Source organism: Pseudomonas sp. GW822-FHT03F04 (assembly GCF_058801405.1).
Map to the genome: position 1 here is coordinate 214,476 of NZ_JBXANF010000006.1, position 15,585 is coordinate 230,060.

Consider the following 15,585-nt stretch of genomic DNA (forward strand, 5'->3'; position numbering starts at 1 on the left):
TTATTTGATCCCCTCGAGTGTGAGATTGAGAGGGGTCAGAGCGCTCCAGATTTCTTCCAGCTTAGATATCGTGATATTACGTCCGTGCTCAATTCGCTGGGGGGGATATCCATCACTTGCACTCCTTGAGCACTCAACCGTTCATGGAGTATCGCTCGGGCATTCAGATAGTCCACTGTTGCGCAGTACTCATGGGCCTGCTCTATTGTTTGCACCCGCGAATGCCGTGCATTTTCAAGCGTGCTCTCGCGGAGGTTGGCCACAAGTACCCGATGCTGCTGACTCAGGCGTCTGACGGCATTCAGCAACTCCTCATCAGCCTCATCCCGCACATTGGTCACTAATACCACCAAAGCCCGGCGCTTCTGTCTGGTCAGCAACTGATTCACCGCTGCCGGATAATCCGCAGAACGTCGCGTGCTATCCAGATCGTAAACACTGTTGAGCAACACCTTGAGCTGCCCCGTACCTTTGATCGGTGTAATGAACCGAGGCTGATCACTGGCGAAGGTAGACAACCCCACCGCATCCCCCTGGCGCAACGCCACATAACTCAACAGCAAACACGCATTCAACGCATGATCGAAATGCGACAGCTCCCCATCCTGACTGCGCATCTGCCGCCCGCAATCGAGCATGAAAATGATCTGCTGATCCCGCTCGTCTTCGTACTCCCGGGCAATCGGTGTGCGGTGGCGGGCGGTGGCTTTCCAGTCGATCTGGCGCAGGCTGTCGCCTTCGCGAAACTCCCGCAATTGATGAAATTCCATCCCTTGGCCACGGCGTTGACGCTGGCGTACGCCGAGTTGGCTGAGCCAGTTGTCGACCGCCAGCAACTGGCCGCCGTAGAGGCGGGCGAAGTCGGGGTAGACGCGGGTGTGGTCGGTGAGGTTCAGCAGGCGTTTGCCGGACCACAGGCCGAAGGGGCTCGGCAGGTTGAGTTCGCAGGTTTCAAAGGTGAAGTGGCCGCGCTTGAGCGGGCGCAGGCGATAGCCGATCAGGTTGCGTTGGCCGGGTTGTAGCTCGGTGTTGAGCGGCAGGTGTTCAAAGCTCAAGCCGTCGGGTACGTGGTCGAAAATTTGAATGGCCAGTGGCTGGTCGAAATCGTGTTCGATCTCCAGCCGCACTTCGCTCCAGCGACCGAGTGCCAGGCTGCCGGGCATCTGTCGTTGCACGCGGGGCGAGGGTATGCGCTTCAGGCGCAGGGCATCCAGCAGACTTAGTGCAAACAACGCCAGCAACAATCCCCAGTTGATCGACAGCAGGCTCGAAGGCACCTCGACGTTCAGCGCCTGCAACGCGCCCAGCACAATGCCGATGGCCAGCAGGATCGCCAGCCAGATCAACAGCAGGCGCGAGGGTTTCACAGGCGCGGCGCCGGTACTTGATCGAGCAGTTGCTGAAGGACTTGATCGACTTGCAGCCCTTCGATGTCCAGCTCCGGTGCGAGGCGCACGCGGTGGCGCAACACCGCCAGTGCGCAGCCCTTGATGTCGTCGGGAATCACGAACTCGCCACCGCGCAACAAGGCTCGGGCGCGGGCGCAGCGTACCAGTGCGATGGAAGCGCGGGGGCCGGCACCGAGGCTCAGCCCCGGCCAGGTGCGGGTGCTGCGCGCCAATCGTACGGCGTAATCGAGCACCTGATCGTCCAGCGGCAAATCGCTGGCGATGCGTTGCAGGGCTTGCACGTCCTTGGCCTGCAACACGGTGCGTAGCGGCTGCACGTCGAGCATGTCGGCGCGGGTCGAGCGGGTGACCTGACGCACCATGTCCAGCTCCTGATCGGCGTCGGGGTAATCCATGCGTACCTTGAGCATGAAGCGATCAAGCTCGGCCTCGGGCAACGGGTAAGTGCCTTCCTGTTCGATCGGGTTCTGCGTGGCGAGCACCATGAACGGTTGGGCAATCGGCAGGGCCCGGCCTTCGAGGGTGACCTGACGTTCCTGCATCGCTTCGAGCAGGGCGGCCTGCGTTTTGGCCGGGGCGCGGTTGATCTCGTCCGCCAGCAGCAGGTTGGTGAACAACGGGCCTTTGCGCAGTTTGAACTGTTCGGTTTGCAGGTCGTAGACCGCGTGGCCAGTGACGTCGCTGGGCATCAGGTCCGGGGTGAACTGGATGCGCGCGAACTCGCCGCCGAAGCATTTGGCCAGGGCGCGTACCAGCAGGGTTTTGCCAAGGCCGGGAACGCCTTCGAGCAACACGTGGCCGCCGGCGATCAGCGCGGTCAGTACATCGTCGATCACCGGGTTCTGGCCGATCAGCGCCTTCTGCAATTCACCTCGTACCGCTTGGGCCAACTGACTGGCGCGGTGACGTTGCTGGGCCGCGTGGCTGGGCGAGCCGGGTTCGATGTGTTCGGTCATAGCGAGTTCCTCAAGGCTTGCAGGTGGGCGACCTGACGGCAGAATTCGGCGCTGGACAGGCGCCGCTTCGGTGCCGGGCTCAGGGCCTGGCTGATGGCACGGGTCGGCTGGCGGGTCAGGCGTGACAGGGCCAGCCATTGTTCGGCGACGTTCAATTGGTCGAAACCGGGGTGACGATGGCGGGCGCGGCGCAGGACGTCCTGCTGCAAGGCTTGCAGCAAGGTCTGTTGACCGTTGTGACGCAGGATGAAATCGGCACTGGCGCGCAGGTGTTCCATCAACTGACGACGACCGCTCGGGGCAGAAGCCTGCACCGGTCCGTGACGCACGCCGACATGCCACAACCACAGACCGATCAACGCCAGCAGGGCAACGATGGCTTGTGGGAAATAGCGCCAGAGCAGGGTCAGCAGACCGTCATGTTCGGTGTTATACAGCAAGGTCACGGCGGTGTCGGCGCTCAGGTACCAGAGCAGCCAGGCATTGTCGTGCTGCGCAATCGCCGGGGTTTTCCACAGATCGGCATCGGTGACCACGGTGATCGTGCCGACGCCGTAGGGCAGTTGCATCATGTGCGTGGCGCGGGCGCTGTTGGCCCAGGCTTGCGCAAGGTTTTTCGGATCGTCGAGGTGGAACGCGGTGTCGAACCCGGCGTAGGCGGGAGCGTCTTCGTCTTCCAGATAGAGCTTGGTCAGGTTGGGGTAGGGATCGTCGTCGGCATCCGGCGGCGGATCTTTCAGATCCTTGCTCAGGGACTGATGCAGTTGCACGCGGTCGAGCAGCAGGTCGTTGCTCTGGCCGGTCTTTTCATCCCAGATCGATTCGGCGACGAACACCAGCCGTCCGCCGGCCCGGGCCCAGTTCAAGACTTGGTCGACCTGACGCGGGGTCATGTTCGAGCGGTCGTTGAACAGCAACAGCGTGTGGCGGCGAGGGTCGATCTCGGGTAACACGGCGAGACTCTCGGCATGACTGACGGCTATCCCGCGACCGTGTAGAAACATCTCCGCCGCCAGATAAGGATTGGCTTGTGCGGCGGGGGAAGGGCCGTGATCGACCACGGCCTGGTAAGGCGTGGCCTTGAGGTACAGATAAACGCCCAATGCGCCCAACAGGGCGACGATCAGCGCGCCGACCAGCCAGAGTGCGCGCCGGTTCAACGGGCAACTCCATGGCTGAATAGGGACCGCCAGCCATCACACAACTCCCGTTGCAGATGCGCCGCCGGTACGCGGTGTCCGTAGGCCATGTTCTGCCAGTGGCCGGTCAGACTGCGGCTGTAAGCGAGCAGGTCCGGACGCTGCAAATGTTCGATCCGCGCCAGCACTTCGCTTTCGGTGTCGGCCGGTTTCAGGGTCAGGTTGAAATCGTGCAGCAGATGACTGAGCAACGCCCGATACAGCAGGCCGAGCGCCGCACGGGGTTGGGTTTGCCAGAGTTGCTCGGCGCTGGCGGCGATGTCGTCGGGCAGGGTTTCCCGGTTCAGGTCGAGGCCGAAGGCTTGCTGTGGCACGGGGCGTTTTATTCGCTCGGGCAGTCGCGGACGACGGCTGACGAACGTTTGCAGAAATTCGCGGTAGCGCCAGATCAGCCAGCCGAGCGCTCCGATCACCACGGCCCACAGCAGCACTTCAATCGCCTTGGCCAGCCCGTTCAGGTGCTGGCCGTTGAGCCAGCCCAGCAAGGTTTTCAGCCATTGCGGCGCCTTGCCGTCCTTGGGTTTCTCGGTGGTGGCGGGGTCTTCGCCAAAGCGATAACGGGTGACGGTTTCCTTGTTCTTGAAGGGTGGTTGTTCAAGCAAGGCCTTGATGCTGTCGCGGGATGCCTGACTGGTCAGTGGCTGATTCAGGAGTCGGGGCGCATCCGGAGCGGTGGCGGGGTCGGCTGCCCATGCCGAAGGCACTTCCGGCAGCAAAAGACACACCACCAGCAGCAAACCGAGTGCACTGCTGTTCAGGCGCTGACGCAGGCGGCGGAACACCAGTTCGATGTCCCAGGCTTCGAGCGCGGTGCGCCGGTTCAGGTAGAGGCTGAAACCGCAGGCGACGTAGATCGGTTCCCAGATCACCAGTATCAGTGCATAGAAGGCATTGGTCAGGTGCTCGAGCCAGCGCCATTGGTGGTCGGCCGCGAAGATCAGGCTTTGCCAGTCCCAATCGGTTTCGACCTGTTGTGGCAGAAGCAGGTAGAACAACACCATCAGGCCGATCCACAGCGCCGTTTCCAGATGCACGCCAATGATCGTCAACCACTGGGCCGCGCCGGCATTGCGTTGCAGCAGCACCCGCAAACGCTGTTGGCGTGCAATGCCGCCCAGGCCTTCAAGTTGCACCACCGGCATCAGGAAACTGCGACTGAAGCTCAGGCGTCGCCAGGTCAGGCTCGCCAGCAACTGCGGTTTAAGCAGTTCTGGCCACTGGCGTAATGCCTGTTTCAGCGTGGGCGTTTCGCCGAACAAGGCTTTGGACAGGATGTACAGCGGCAGGCGCTCGTACGCCGGTTTCAGCCACCAGAAGATGAACACCGCGAGCGACGGCGAATCCCACAGAAGCAGGCTGAGCACCACGAACAGCGGCAGGGTGACGATGGCCCAACTGGTCATCAGCAAGCGCCGATGTTGCTGGCTCATGAGCACGCCCAGGTCCATGGCTTCCCAGGTGGTACGCGGGCGGATCACCACGGTGGCGTCACTCAGGCGCATGGCGGGTCCTTCCGGCGAACAGCAGATAGGTCGCCACGCAGAGCCAGAGCCCGGCACCGACCAGGTATTTGGTCTGCGGCGTGACCCCGGTGCGTGACGACCAATAAGCCTCGATAAACGCGGCGATCAACAGGAACAGCATCACGCCGCAGATCAGCAATACGCTCTGGCGCGCCGCGTGTCTCAAGGCCTCGCCGCGTGTCAGGCGTCCCGGCGCGATCAACGCCCACCCCAGTTTCAGTCCCGCCGCCCCGGCCAATGCAATAGCCGTGAGTTCGAACGCTCCGTGCCCGATCACGAAGGACCAGAAAGTCTGGCCGAAGCCGATTTCACTCAGGTGCCCGGCCACGGTGCCGATGATCAAACCGTTGTAGAACAGGAAAAACGCACTGCCTACTCCCAGCAGCAAACCGCTGGCGAAGGTCTGAAAGGCGATGCCGATGTTGTGCATGATGTAGTAGCCGAACATCACCCAGTCTTCGCTGGCCGCACGTTCGGCCGAGCGCCCGAGGTGGCCGGCGGCGGGGTCGTACATGCTCTGCATCTCGCGCACTTGATCGGCGGGGATCAGGTTGTAGACCAGCTCCGGGAACAGGTACACCAGCAAACCGAAACCGGTCAGGCTGCCGAAGAACAGCAACCCGGCGGCGAGGACGAATCGCCATTCGGCGCGTACCAACCGTGGAAATCCGGCCAGGATGAAGCCCAGCAGGTTGGCGCCGAGCTGGCTGCGGTGACGGTAAAGTTGTTGATGACCGCGCAGCACGAGCTGCTGCAACGAATCGACGAGAAAACTGCTGTAGCCACGTTCCTGCGCTAGCGCCAGATGTTGGCAGAGTCGGCGATAGGCCTTGGGAAATTCGGCCACCTGCGAAGTGTCCTTGCCTCGTTCCAGACGTTCGAGGGCGAGCGTGAAACGCTCCCATTCGGCCTTGTGGCGGGTTTCGAAAAGGCTTTGCTTCATGTCGGCCCCAGCAGGCCGCGGGCGATGCCGTTGAGTTCCCTGACGGCTTTCGGCGCACTGATGTGCAGTGGCTGAGCGAGCAACGCCGCGAGTTCATTGACCCGCGCCGTCGACAGTTCGCCCTGACGCTCGGCGAAAGCGAGCAGGGCGCGTTGTTCAGTCAGGGTCAGCGGGATCGGTGAGCGACGGGGCTCAGCATCAGGCAACTGCGGACGCTTGAGCGGGCGTTCGCTGTAGATCACCAGCGTGCCGGCGGCAATGTCGCCGAGGCGTTTGAAGGTCGGGTGTTGCAGGCAACTGATGGCGCCGAGGAAATAGCCGAATGGCATCAGGTCGACAAAACGCAGCAGGTTGCGCAACAAGGAGGCCGACCAGCCCACTGGCGTGCCATCGTCGTGCACCACCCGCAGGCCCATCCATTGCTTGCCCGGCGAACGGCCCTGACGCAGCACTTCGAACAACACCATGTACCACCAGCTCACCGCGAACAGCAGCAGTGACCCCAGGCCGATACCGAGTTTGCCGAGCAACGCCAGCAGCATGAACAGCAGCCCCATGATCAACCCGCGCAAACCCAGATCGATGGTGAACGCCACGGCACGCACCATCAGGCCGGCGGGACGCAGCGGCAGGTCGATGCCTTCCGGCGTTTCGACCTGGTGCCGCGTGTCCAGTGGCGGAGCCAGCGTTGCTTTCCTTGGCGGTGCTGTGGTCTCGAGCATGGGCTACCTGATGTTGCCGGATCGGGATGCAAGTGAGTCCGATGCTAGCAGTCTCTCGGGGGAAAACGACATAACTATGTCATACACATCGTTCAACCAAATGTGCCTGAATGATGCCGCGCTGGCCGCGACCGCCGTCGAACGCCTAGACTTTGCCGATCTTCAGTTCAGGAACCACCCGTGACTTCCATCTTCTGGTACGACTACGAAACCACCGGCATCAATCCCCGATGTGACCGTCCGTTGCAGGTGGCCGGGATCCGCACCGACCACGAACTCAACGAAATCGACGCGCCGGTCAATCTTTACTGCCAGCCCAGCGAAGACATCCTGCCGCACCCGGCGGCGTGCGCAATCACCGGTATCACCCCGAGCCGTCTCGCCGAGCACGGCTTGAGCGAAGCTGATTTCATGACCCGGGTTCACGCCCAGCTAGCGGCTCCCGGCACTTGCGGTGCGGGGTACAACACCTTGCGCTTCGACGACGAGATGACCCGCTACAGCCTGTATCGCAACTTTTTCGATCCGTATGCCCGTGAATGGCAGGGCGGCAACAGTCGCTGGGATCTGATCGATGTGGTGCGCGCTGCTTATGCGTTGCGTCCGGATGGTCTGGTCTGGCCGACCGATGATGAAGGCAAGGTCACGCTCAAGCTCGAGCGCCTGACCGCCGCCAACAACATCGATCACGGCAATGCCCACGAGGCGTTGTCGGACGTGCGCGCCACCATCGCCCTGGCCCGGTTGATCCGCGAGAAACAGCCGAAACTGTATGACTGGCTGTTCCAGTTGCGCAGCAAGCAGAAAGTCATGGACCAGATTCGCCTGTTGCAGCCGATGGTGCACATTTCCGGACGCTTCTCGGCGGCGCGCAGTTATGTCGGTGTGGTGCTGCCATTGGCCTGGCATCCGCGCAACAAGAACGCGTTGATCGTCTGTGATCTGCACCTGGACCCGCAGGGCCTGCTCGACCTGGATGCGCAGACATTGCGTCAGCGTCTGTATACCCGTCGTGATGATCTGGCCGAAGGCGAGTTGCCGGTGCCGCTCAAGCTTATTCACATCAACAAGTGCCCGGTGGTGGCGCCGTTGTCGGTGCTGAGAGCTGAAGATCAGCAGCGTCTGGGTCTGGACATGGCGCTGTATCAGACGCGTGCATTGCGACTAAGTGACGCACAACAAGTTTGGAAAGATAAAGTCGCGGCGATTTATGCCAGCGAAGATTTCACCCCGAGTGAAGATCCCGAACAACAGTTGTACGACGGATTTATCGGTGATCGTGACCGGCGACTATGTGAGCAAGTGAGGACGGCAGATCCTGCTCAATTAGCGCGAGAGCAATGGCCGTTCGATGACGAACGTTTGCCTGAATTGTTGTTTCGATATCGAGCGCGTAACTTTCCGGATACGTTGAATTTCGAAGAGCAAGAACGCTGGCAAATCTTTTGTCGGCAGCGCTTGTCCGAGCCTGAATGGGGGGCTCCTAATACCTTGCAATCTTTTACAGAGGCCGCAGAGCAATGGCTGCTTAGTGCCACGCCATTACAGCGCGAGGTGCTGGTTGAATGGCAGAATTATGTCCAGGCATTGCGCAAACGTTTGAATCTTTGAAATCGAACATGCCCGTCGCTTGAACGACGGGCATAAAAAAACGCCAGCGGATGCTGGCGTTTCTTTTGGTGTCGCAGACGGGTCTGCGACAAGGGTTGCGGCTTAGCCCAGCAGGGTAGCCCAGCCTTCAACCACGTCACCGCCCCACTTGGCTTTCCACTCTTTCAGAGTCTTGTGGTTGCCACCTTTGGTTTCGATGACTTCACCGTTGTGCGGGTTTTTGTATTGTTTAACTTTGCGAGCACGCTTGGTGCCGGTAGTTTTTACTGCGCCGCCACGTGGGGCCTTGGTTTTGGACTCTGGATCCAACAGCGCGATGATGTCACGCAGGGATTTGGAGTATTCGCCCATCAGGGTGCGCAGTTTGCCTTCGAATTCCAGCTCGGTTTGCAGTTTGTCGTCTTGCGACAGGTTCTTCAAACGGGCTTGCAGCTCTTTGATTGCTTCTTCGGTGGCACGATATTCGTTGATCAAGGACATGATTACTACCTTATTGGGAGTGCACGATGGCAGGGGACAGTGCGGCAATAATAGTCAGGCTGTTTCATCAAGTAAACATTTAACCGGGCTTTTTATTTGAATTAGTTGCGTTGAAAAGCCCTGAATTGAATATTCAGTTAAATAATGTGATGCAGTCTTCACAGATATTCACAGAGATCCGTTGGTGCATGGCTATTACTGCGCCATCATCCTGACGGTTGCCCGCGTCAAAAAAGCTGCAGCGAGGCCTGGCGGGGCTCAAGGCTCATCAATACTGCAGTTTTGCGGCGTAGTCGCTAGAATGGCCGCCTTTGCGAAGTTCTGGAGTTTCCCCCTCATGCGCACTTTTCGGCTGGTGATTTCTTGCCCGGACCGCGTTGGCATCGTTGCCAAAGTCAGTAACTTTCTGGCGGCCCACAATGGCTGGATCACCGAAGCGAGCCACCACTCGGACAATCAGGTCGGCTGGTTCTTCATGCGTCACGAAATCCGTGCCGATTCCCTGCCTTTCGGTATCGAGGTGTTGCGCGAGAAGTTTGCACCGATCGCCGAAGAGTTCTCGATGGACTGGCGCATCACCGACACCGAGCAGAAAAAGCGCGTGGTGCTGATGGCCAGCCGTGAATCCCACTGCCTGGCCGACCTGCTGCACCGCTGGCACAGCGATGAACTCGATTGCGAGATCTCTTGCGTGATCTCCAACCACGACGACCTGCGCAGCATGGTCGAGTGGCACGGCATTCCTTATTACCACGTCCCGGTCAATCCGCAGGACAAGCAGCCGGCCTTCGACGAAGTGTCGCGCCTGGTCAAACAGCACGATGCCGAAGTGGTGGTGCTGGCGCGCTACATGCAGATCCTGCCGCCGGACATGTGCCGCGAATACGCGCACAAGGTCATCAACATTCACCACAGCTTCCTGCCGTCGTTCGTCGGCGCCAAACCGTATCACCAGGCGTCGCTGCGCGGCGTGAAGCTGATCGGTGCGACCTGCCACTACGTGACCGAAGAGCTGGACGCCGGCCCGATCATCGAGCAGGACGTGGTGCGCGTCAGCCACAGCGACAGCATCGAAGACATGGTGCGTTTCGGCCGTGACGTCGAGAAGATGGTGCTGGCCCGTGGTCTGCGTTATCACCTCGAAGACCGCGTGCTGGTGCACGGCAACAAGACCGTCGTGTTCTGATCGAACCTTTCGGTTGAAAAACAAAGGGCCTGGGCGTTCAATCGCTTCAGGCCCTTTTTTTCGCCTTGTTTCAGCCCTTGAGGACATGCCCATGAGCGATCCACTGGACAAAGCCACCTCCAAAGCGCCCGCCACCTTGGGCGAAGGCTGCCTGAGCCGCTATGACCCGGATGACCTGGGCCCGGAGGATGGCACGGACTTCCCCGACGCCGCCGCGTTGTGGGAACAGCTCAATGAAGAGAAACCGGACGACGCTAAGCCTGCCGCACCTTCATCAGCTTCCTGAGCAGCGGACGCCCGAGCATCAGCAGAAAAATCGGCCCGCCGACCAGCAGGTAGAAGTAAAACGTCATCGCCCGCCAGATCAGAATCGCCGCCGCAGCGGTCGAAGCCCCGACCATGGGCGCCAGCAGCGCCGCCGAGGTCAGCTCCGCCGCCCCGGCACCGCCCGGCAACAGGCTGAATTGTCCTGCGCCCAGTGAAAGCATCTGAATCAGGAACGTCCAGGCCCACTGCACGTCCGCCCCCAGCCCGCGCAGCGCCAGATACAGCACGCTGTAACGCAGCGACCAATGCACGCAGGTCAGGGCAAACACCTTGAACAGCGTTTGTCGCGGCAATTTCAGGGCATCGGTGAACGCCGCGAGAAAATGCAGCAGCTTGCGCGCCCAGCGCCGCCGCGTGGCGGGTTGCACGTTCATGCGCGCCAGCAGCCGGCCACTCAAGCGAATCAGCGTGCGGTGATAACGCGCCACCAGCACACAACTGAACAGCCCGCCGAACAGCGATATGGCGCTGACAGTCAGCAGCCATTCCATCCGGTCGCTCAGATGCTGGAACAGCGCATAAATCAGAATCCCGCCCAGTGCACACAGGAAGAACAGCAAGTCGCTCAACTGATCCATCGCAAACACCGCGCTGCCCCGGGCCGGGCGCACGCCGCTGCGGGCCAGCAGCGCCATGATCGTCAGCGGCCCGCCAGTGCCGCCGGGTGTGGCGCACCAGGCGAATTCGGCGGCCATGACCACGCCGAGGCTTTTCAGCGGTGTGACCCGTTCACGCTGATCGCCGAGCAGCAATCTCAGGCGCAAGGTATTGATGCCCCAACAGAGCAGAATCATGGCCAGCAGGATCGACAGCCAGTGCAGAGGAAAGGCTTGCAGCCGGATCCAGGTTTCACCGCCGCCCAGTAAAGAAGGGATCAGCACCGCCGCCAGCAGACCGATCAGCAACAGAATGCCGCGACTCATGCGTGAAGTCCGTGTTGGCGCGCCAGCGTGGTTTCAGCGATATGCACAGTGAGTGCCCCTCCGTGTGTTGATGTCCCGTGTTGACCTTTCTCCAGAATAGATGTTCGGTCGGGATGTGCGGCGGGGTGGGGGAGGTTTTGCGGGAGGTGAAGATGTCTTCGCGGACTGAACCGCGAAGACATCCGGGGGGAGCAGCTTAAATGCGGAAGCTGCCGACCAGTTGTTTCAGGCGCGAAGCCTGTTGTTCCAGATCGGAACAGGCGCGCAATGTCGCCTGCAGGTTCTCCACGCCTTCCTGGTTCAGCGTATTGATCTCGGTGATGTCGACGTTGATCGACTCGACCACGGCGGTCTGTTCCTCGGTGGCGGTGGCCACCGACTGGTTCATGCCGTCGATCTCGCCGATCCGCTGGGTCACGCTGTTCAGGCGCTCGCCGGCGAGGTTGGCGATGTCCACGCTCTCCTGGCTGTGGCGCTGGCTGTCGCTCATGGTGCTGACGGATTCGCGGGCGCCGACTTGCAGCTCCTCGATCATGGTCTGCACCTGTTGCGCCGATTCCTGAGTGCGGTGTGCAAGGTTGCGCACTTCGTCCGCCACCACCGCAAACCCGCGCCCGGCTTCACCGGCCCGCGCTGCTTCGATGGCGGCGTTGAGCGCGAGCAGGTTGGTCTGCTGGGAAATGCTGGTGATCACTTCGAGAATCTGGCCGATGTTCACGGTTTTGCTGTTCAGCGATTCGATGTTGCTGCTCGACGCGCTGAGCATGCTCGACAGTTGATTCATTGCCTTGATGCTGCGATCCACCACTTGCTGGCCGTCTTCGGCCAAGCCACGGGCGTCGCTGGCCTGGGTCGAGGCTTGCGCGGCGTTGCGGGCGATTTCCTGAGCGGCGGCACCGAGCTGGTTGATCGCGGCGGCCACGCTGTTGGTGCGCGAGGCTTGCTGGTCGGAGTTGTACATCGACGAGTTCGAGGCTGCGACGACCCGCAGGGCGACTTCGTTGACTTGCCCGGTGGCCGACGACACTTCGCGAATCGAACCGTGAACCCGTTCGACGAAGCGGTTGAAGGCAGTGCCGAGTACGCCGAATTCGTCCTGGTTCTGGATGGTCAGGCGCTTGGTCAGGTCGCCTTCGCCGTCGGCGATGTCTTCCATGGCGCGGGTCATGACGTGCAGCGGCTGGATCAGGATGCGGATCAGCATGCCGAGCAGGGCGATGATGATCGCCACCGCAATCACGGTCGCAATCACGGCCGAGGTGCGGAACTGGCTGAGCATCGAGAAGGCTTTGTCCTTGTCCACCGACAGGCCGATGTACCAGTTCACCGACGGCAGGCCCTTGATCGGGGTGAAGGTGACGATACGGGTCTTGCCGTCGACGGTGATTTCACTGAAGTCGCTGCTGATGCGCGGCGTGTCCTGCGGGTAGGCTTCCTTGAGCGATTTCATCACCAGGGCCTTGTCCGGGTGCACCAGGATCTTGCCGTCGGCGCTGACCAGGAACGCATAGCCCATGCCGGAGAAGTCCCGGGCGCTGAGGGTGTTGATCAGGGTTTGCAGGCTCAGGTCGCCGCCCACCACGCCGACGCTCTGGCCGGCCTTTTTCGCGGCAGTGGCGATGGAAATGATGGTCTGGCCGGTCGCCGCGTCGATGTACGGTTCGGTCAGGGTCGAAGTGCTGCTGCTTTCGGCACCTTTATACCAGGGGCGAACCCGTGGATCGAAACCGTCCGGCATCTTCGCATCCGGACGGATGGTGAAGTGACCGGTGGCATCGCCGAGGTAGGAAGCCATGAACGTCGAGGTCAGGGCTTTCTGTTCCAGCAGGCTGGCAACGGCGGCGGGCTCGGGATTGATGGCGATGTTCTGTGCCGCGTTCTCGATCAGCAGGATGCGCCCGCTGAGCCAGGTCTGGATGTTGTCGGCAGTGACCTCGCCCATCTCGTTGAGGTAATTGTTCAGGTCATCGCGGATTGCATTGCGCTGCAGCCAGTCGTTGTACAGCGTGAACGAGGCGAAGGCGGCAATGACGATGAGGGCGGCGGCAAGCAAAATTTTATGGCTGAAGCGTAGATTTTTGTTCATGGCTTGGGGTTCCGCTAAGGTCTTAATGTCCAGGGCGTGCTTTTATAAAGGCGCGCAAAATGGGCAGGTGTGAAAGCTGAGTGATATTTCCGTCTCTCCTTAGGGAAATCACGGACCGGACTTTTGATCCGGTCTCTCACTTCTCTCTATCGGCCATGCTCGACAAAGATTAACTATTGGGTGACCAAATGCCTGACTCCTCGCAACTCGTTATCGGCGCCGATCTCGCCGGGCAACCGATCGCCCAGGCGATGCGCCTGGCCAACCGTCACGGACTGGTGGCCGGCGCGACCGGCACTGGCAAGACCGTCACCCTGCAACGGCTGGCCGAAGCGTTCAGTGACGCCGGGGTCGCGGTGTTCGCCGCCGACATCAAGGGTGATCTGTGCGGCCTCGGCGCCGCCGGCAATCCCCAGGGCAAGGTCGCCGAGCGCATCGCCGGCATGCCGTGGCTCAACTACAAGCCTCAGGCTTATCCCGTGACCTTGTGGGACATTCACGGTGAGTCCGGTCATCCGCTGCGCACCACGCTGAGCGAAATGGGGCCGCTGCTGATCGGTGCCTTGCTGGAATTGACCGACAGTCAGCAGTCGGCGCTGTACGCGGCGTTCAAGGTCGCCGACCGCGAAGGCCTGTTGCTGCTGGATCTGAAAGACCTGAAGGCGCTGCTCAATCACCTCAAGGACAACCCGCAGCTGCTCGGCGAAGACGCCGCGTTGTTCACCACCGGTTCCAGCCAGGCGCTGTTACGGCGTCTGGCGATCCTTGAGCAGCAGGGCGCCGAAGCCTTGTTCGGCGAGCCGGCGCTGCAACTGGAAGACATTCTGCAACCGGCCGCCGACGGTCGCGGGCGCATTCATTTGCTCGATGCCAGTCGTCTGGTGCATGAAGCGCCGAAGGTCTACGCGACGTTCCTGCTCTGGTTGCTCGCCGAGCTGTTCGAGCAATTGCCGGAGCGCGGCGATGCCGACAAACCACTGCTGGCGCTGTTTTTCGACGAAGCACACTTGTTGTTTGGTGATACGCCGAAGGCCTTGCAGGAACGTCTGGAACAAGTGGTGCGGCTGATTCGTTCCAAGGGCGTCGGGGTGTATTTCGTCACCCAGTCGCCGGGTGACCTGCCGGACGATGTGCTGGCGCAGCTGGGCCTGCGGGTCCAGCACGGTCTGCGCGCATTCACCGCCAAGGAGCAGAAATCCCTGCGGGCGGTGGCGGATGGCTTCCGGCCGAATCCGGCGTTCGATACGTTGTCGGTGTTGACTGAACTCGGGATCGGCGAGGCGCTGGTCGGCACCTTGCAGGAAAAAGGCACGCCGGAAATGGTCCAGCGGGTGCTGGTGGCGCCGCCGCAATCGCGGATCGGGCCGTTGACCGAGACCGAACGCACCGTGCTGATTGCCGGTTCGCCGTTCAAGGGTCGCTATGACAAGCCAATCGATCGAGAGTCGGCCTATGAAATCCTGATGGGGCGCAAAGGGCTGGCGTCGGAGGGCGAAACCGCGCCAGGCAAACCGGCGGCAGAGGAACCGAGCCTGGCGGACAAGGCCGGGGAGTTCCTCGGGACGGCAGCGGGGCAGGCGCTCAAGTCGGCGATGCGCCAGGCAGCGAATTCGCTGGGTAAACAGTTGGTGCGCGGCCTGATGGGTTCTCTGCTCGGTGGCAGTAAACGTCGATAACACCCGTGGGAGCTTGCTCCCACAGGTTTTTTGGTCAGGATTTGGCTTTGGCGTGCGCCGCCAGACGCTCCAGCGCTGCACGCAGGTTCGGATCACTGATCCCGTCGGCGGTCGACTGAATGGTCGCCGCCGCATCCGTCGACAAGTCCATCGTGTGCCCGGCTGCACCGCGCTGCACCGTTGGCGGCTGGACCTTGAACTGAATCCGCGTCAGGTTGGCGAACTCATCGAACATCTGCAGTTGCCGTTGCAGGCGTTTTTGCTGGTAGCGCAGGCGTGTGGCCCAATGGCCATCGGTGACAATCAGCAACAGATTGCCTTCACGCCACGACGCGACATGACAATGCTCGCGGGCGGCGGGTTGCAGTTGGCTTTCGAGCAGGCGTTGCAGACGGCCCAGACGTTGGGCATGGCCGAGGATGGCTTTCAGCGGCTTGGCTTCGCGAAGCAGAACGGCGGGCGCTCTGGCTGTAAGAGGGCGAAATGCCATGATCTAACACCTGAAGTAACAGAGGCGCCATGGTAGCAGATAGCACCCATTTCA

14 protein-coding genes and 1 pseudogene are annotated in these 15,585 nt (G+C 61.2%); 4 read left to right on the forward strand and 11 right to left on the reverse strand.

Features of this window, described 5'->3' with window-relative positions:
- Window positions 1-35: 35 nt before the first annotated feature.
- From AC1RMX_RS15980 to AC1RMX_RS16005, 6 genes are read right to left on the reverse strand one after another with little or no spacing between them, the layout of a single operon-like run.
- Window positions 36-1,367, reverse strand: coding sequence for a DUF58 domain-containing protein (locus AC1RMX_RS15980; RefSeq protein WP_192558851.1), 1,332 nt, complete (start codon window positions 1,365-1,367; stop codon window positions 36-38).
- Window positions 1,364-2,365, reverse strand: coding sequence for an AAA family ATPase (locus tag AC1RMX_RS15985; RefSeq protein WP_096818339.1), 1,002 nt, complete (start codon window positions 2,363-2,365; stop codon window positions 1,364-1,366). The genes AC1RMX_RS15980 and AC1RMX_RS15985 overlap by 4 nt, the downstream gene beginning before the upstream one ends.
- Window positions 2,362-3,525, reverse strand: a complete 1,164-nt coding sequence (locus tag AC1RMX_RS15990) for a DUF4350 domain-containing protein (RefSeq protein WP_493072522.1) — start codon at window positions 3,523-3,525, stop codon at window positions 2,362-2,364. The genes AC1RMX_RS15985 and AC1RMX_RS15990 overlap by 4 nt, the downstream gene beginning before the upstream one ends.
- The gene (locus AC1RMX_RS15995) at window positions 3,522-5,066 is read right to left on the reverse strand and encodes a DUF4129 domain-containing protein (RefSeq protein WP_493072523.1); all 1,545 of its coding nucleotides are present in this window, start codon (window positions 5,064-5,066) and stop codon (window positions 3,522-3,524) included. Before AC1RMX_RS15995 ends, AC1RMX_RS15990 begins: the two co-directional genes overlap by 4 nt.
- Window positions 5,053-6,030: a stage II sporulation protein M gene (locus tag AC1RMX_RS16000; RefSeq protein ID WP_102621264.1), complete on the reverse strand. Its 978-nt coding sequence runs from the start codon at window positions 6,028-6,030 to the stop codon at window positions 5,053-5,055. The genes AC1RMX_RS15995 and AC1RMX_RS16000 overlap by 14 nt, the downstream gene beginning before the upstream one ends.
- Complete coding sequence (locus tag AC1RMX_RS16005) at window positions 6,027-6,752, reverse strand: RDD family protein (protein WP_096818333.1); 726 nt, start codon at window positions 6,750-6,752, stop codon at window positions 6,027-6,029. Before AC1RMX_RS16005 ends, AC1RMX_RS16000 begins: the two co-directional genes overlap by 4 nt.
- A 180-nt stretch (window positions 6,753-6,932) precedes the next feature.
- Between AC1RMX_RS16005 and sbcB the strand changes: the two genes are divergently transcribed.
- Window positions 6,933-8,363: an exodeoxyribonuclease I gene (gene sbcB / locus AC1RMX_RS16010; RefSeq protein ID WP_192558847.1), complete on the forward strand. Its 1,431-nt coding sequence runs from the start codon at window positions 6,933-6,935 to the stop codon at window positions 8,361-8,363.
- Between the two features lie 102 nt (window positions 8,364-8,465).
- On the opposite strand, the gene mvaT is transcribed toward sbcB, so the two are convergent.
- Window positions 8,466-8,843 carry a histone-like nucleoid-structuring protein MvaT gene (gene mvaT, locus AC1RMX_RS16015; RefSeq protein ID WP_007933316.1) on the reverse strand — a complete coding sequence of 126 codons (378 nt, stop codon included), beginning with the start codon at window positions 8,841-8,843 and terminating at the stop codon, window positions 8,466-8,468.
- A 337-nt stretch (window positions 8,844-9,180) separates the two neighbouring features.
- On the opposite strand from mvaT, the gene purU reads away from it, so the two are divergent.
- On the forward strand, window positions 9,181-10,029 hold the full coding sequence (gene purU / locus AC1RMX_RS16020) for a formyltetrahydrofolate deformylase (protein WP_007912774.1): 849 nt from the start codon (window positions 9,181-9,183) through the stop codon (window positions 10,027-10,029).
- Between the two features lie 91 nt (window positions 10,030-10,120).
- Entirely contained in the window at window positions 10,121-10,315 is a 195-nt protein-coding gene (locus AC1RMX_RS16025) for a hypothetical protein (RefSeq protein ID WP_192558846.1), read from the forward strand.
- On the opposite strand, the gene gpgF is transcribed toward AC1RMX_RS16025, so the two are convergent.
- From gpgF to AC1RMX_RS16040, 3 genes and pseudogenes are all read right to left on the reverse strand, one after another.
- Window positions 10,284-11,279, reverse strand: a complete 996-nt coding sequence (gene gpgF, locus AC1RMX_RS16030; protein WP_493072524.1) for a glucosaminyl phosphatidylglycerol flippase — start codon at window positions 11,277-11,279, stop codon at window positions 10,284-10,286. The two genes, AC1RMX_RS16025 and gpgF, sit on opposite strands and share 32 nt — an antisense overlap.
- Window positions 11,280-11,475: 196 nt before the next feature.
- Complete coding sequence (locus AC1RMX_RS16035) at window positions 11,476-12,240, reverse strand: methyl-accepting chemotaxis protein (RefSeq protein ID WP_371858320.1); 765 nt, start codon at window positions 12,238-12,240, stop codon at window positions 11,476-11,478.
- A 93-nt stretch (window positions 12,241-12,333) separates the two neighbouring features.
- Window positions 12,334-13,365: pseudogene (locus tag AC1RMX_RS16040) on the reverse strand (HAMP domain-containing protein); the annotation flags it as partial.
- A gap of 188 nt (window positions 13,366-13,553) precedes the next feature.
- On the opposite strand from AC1RMX_RS16040, the gene AC1RMX_RS16045 reads away from it, so the two are divergent.
- Entirely contained in the window at window positions 13,554-15,041 is a 1,488-nt protein-coding gene (locus tag AC1RMX_RS16045) for a helicase HerA-like domain-containing protein (RefSeq protein ID WP_493066012.1), read from the forward strand.
- A 34-nt stretch (window positions 15,042-15,075) separates the two neighbouring features.
- Here the strand turns inward: AC1RMX_RS16045 and AC1RMX_RS16050 are convergent, their stop codons facing one another.
- Window positions 15,076-15,531, reverse strand: coding sequence for a DUF721 domain-containing protein (locus AC1RMX_RS16050; RefSeq protein ID WP_096818322.1), 456 nt, complete (start codon window positions 15,529-15,531; stop codon window positions 15,076-15,078).
- Window positions 15,532-15,585 lie beyond the last annotated feature (54 nt).

What these genes read in the sequence shown, in the direction of transcription:
- AC1RMX_RS16005 (WP_096818333.1), bottom strand. Translation starts at nt 6,752, where the DNA reads ATGCTCGAGACCACAGCACCGCCAAGGAAAGCAACGCTGGCTCCGCCA.
- AC1RMX_RS15985 (WP_096818339.1), bottom strand. Translation starts at nt 2,365, where the DNA reads ATGACCGAACACATCGAACCCGGCTCGCCCAGCCACGCGGCCCAGCAA.
- AC1RMX_RS16035 (WP_371858320.1), bottom strand. Translation starts at nt 12,240, where the DNA reads ATGTACAACTCCGACCAGCAAGCCTCGCGCACCAACAGCGTGGCCGCC.
- gpgF (WP_493072524.1), bottom strand. Translation starts at nt 11,279, where the DNA reads ATGAGTCGCGGCATTCTGTTGCTGATCGGTCTGCTGGCGGCGGTGCTG.
- AC1RMX_RS16025 (WP_192558846.1), top strand. Translation starts at nt 10,121, where the DNA reads ATGAGCGATCCACTGGACAAAGCCACCTCCAAAGCGCCCGCCACCTTG.
- AC1RMX_RS16050 (WP_096818322.1), bottom strand. Translation starts at nt 15,531, where the DNA reads ATGGCATTTCGCCCTCTTACAGCCAGAGCGCCCGCCGTTCTGCTTCGC.
- mvaT (WP_007933316.1), bottom strand. Translation starts at nt 8,843, where the DNA reads ATGTCCTTGATCAACGAATATCGTGCCACCGAAGAAGCAATCAAAGAG.
- AC1RMX_RS16045 (WP_493066012.1), top strand. Translation starts at nt 13,554, where the DNA reads ATGCCTGACTCCTCGCAACTCGTTATCGGCGCCGATCTCGCCGGGCAA.
- purU (WP_007912774.1), top strand. Translation starts at nt 9,181, where the DNA reads ATGCGCACTTTTCGGCTGGTGATTTCTTGCCCGGACCGCGTTGGCATC.
- AC1RMX_RS16000 (WP_102621264.1), bottom strand. Translation starts at nt 6,030, where the DNA reads ATGAAGCAAAGCCTTTTCGAAACCCGCCACAAGGCCGAATGGGAGCGT.
- AC1RMX_RS15995 (WP_493072523.1), bottom strand. Translation starts at nt 5,066, where the DNA reads ATGCGCCTGAGTGACGCCACCGTGGTGATCCGCCCGCGTACCACCTGG.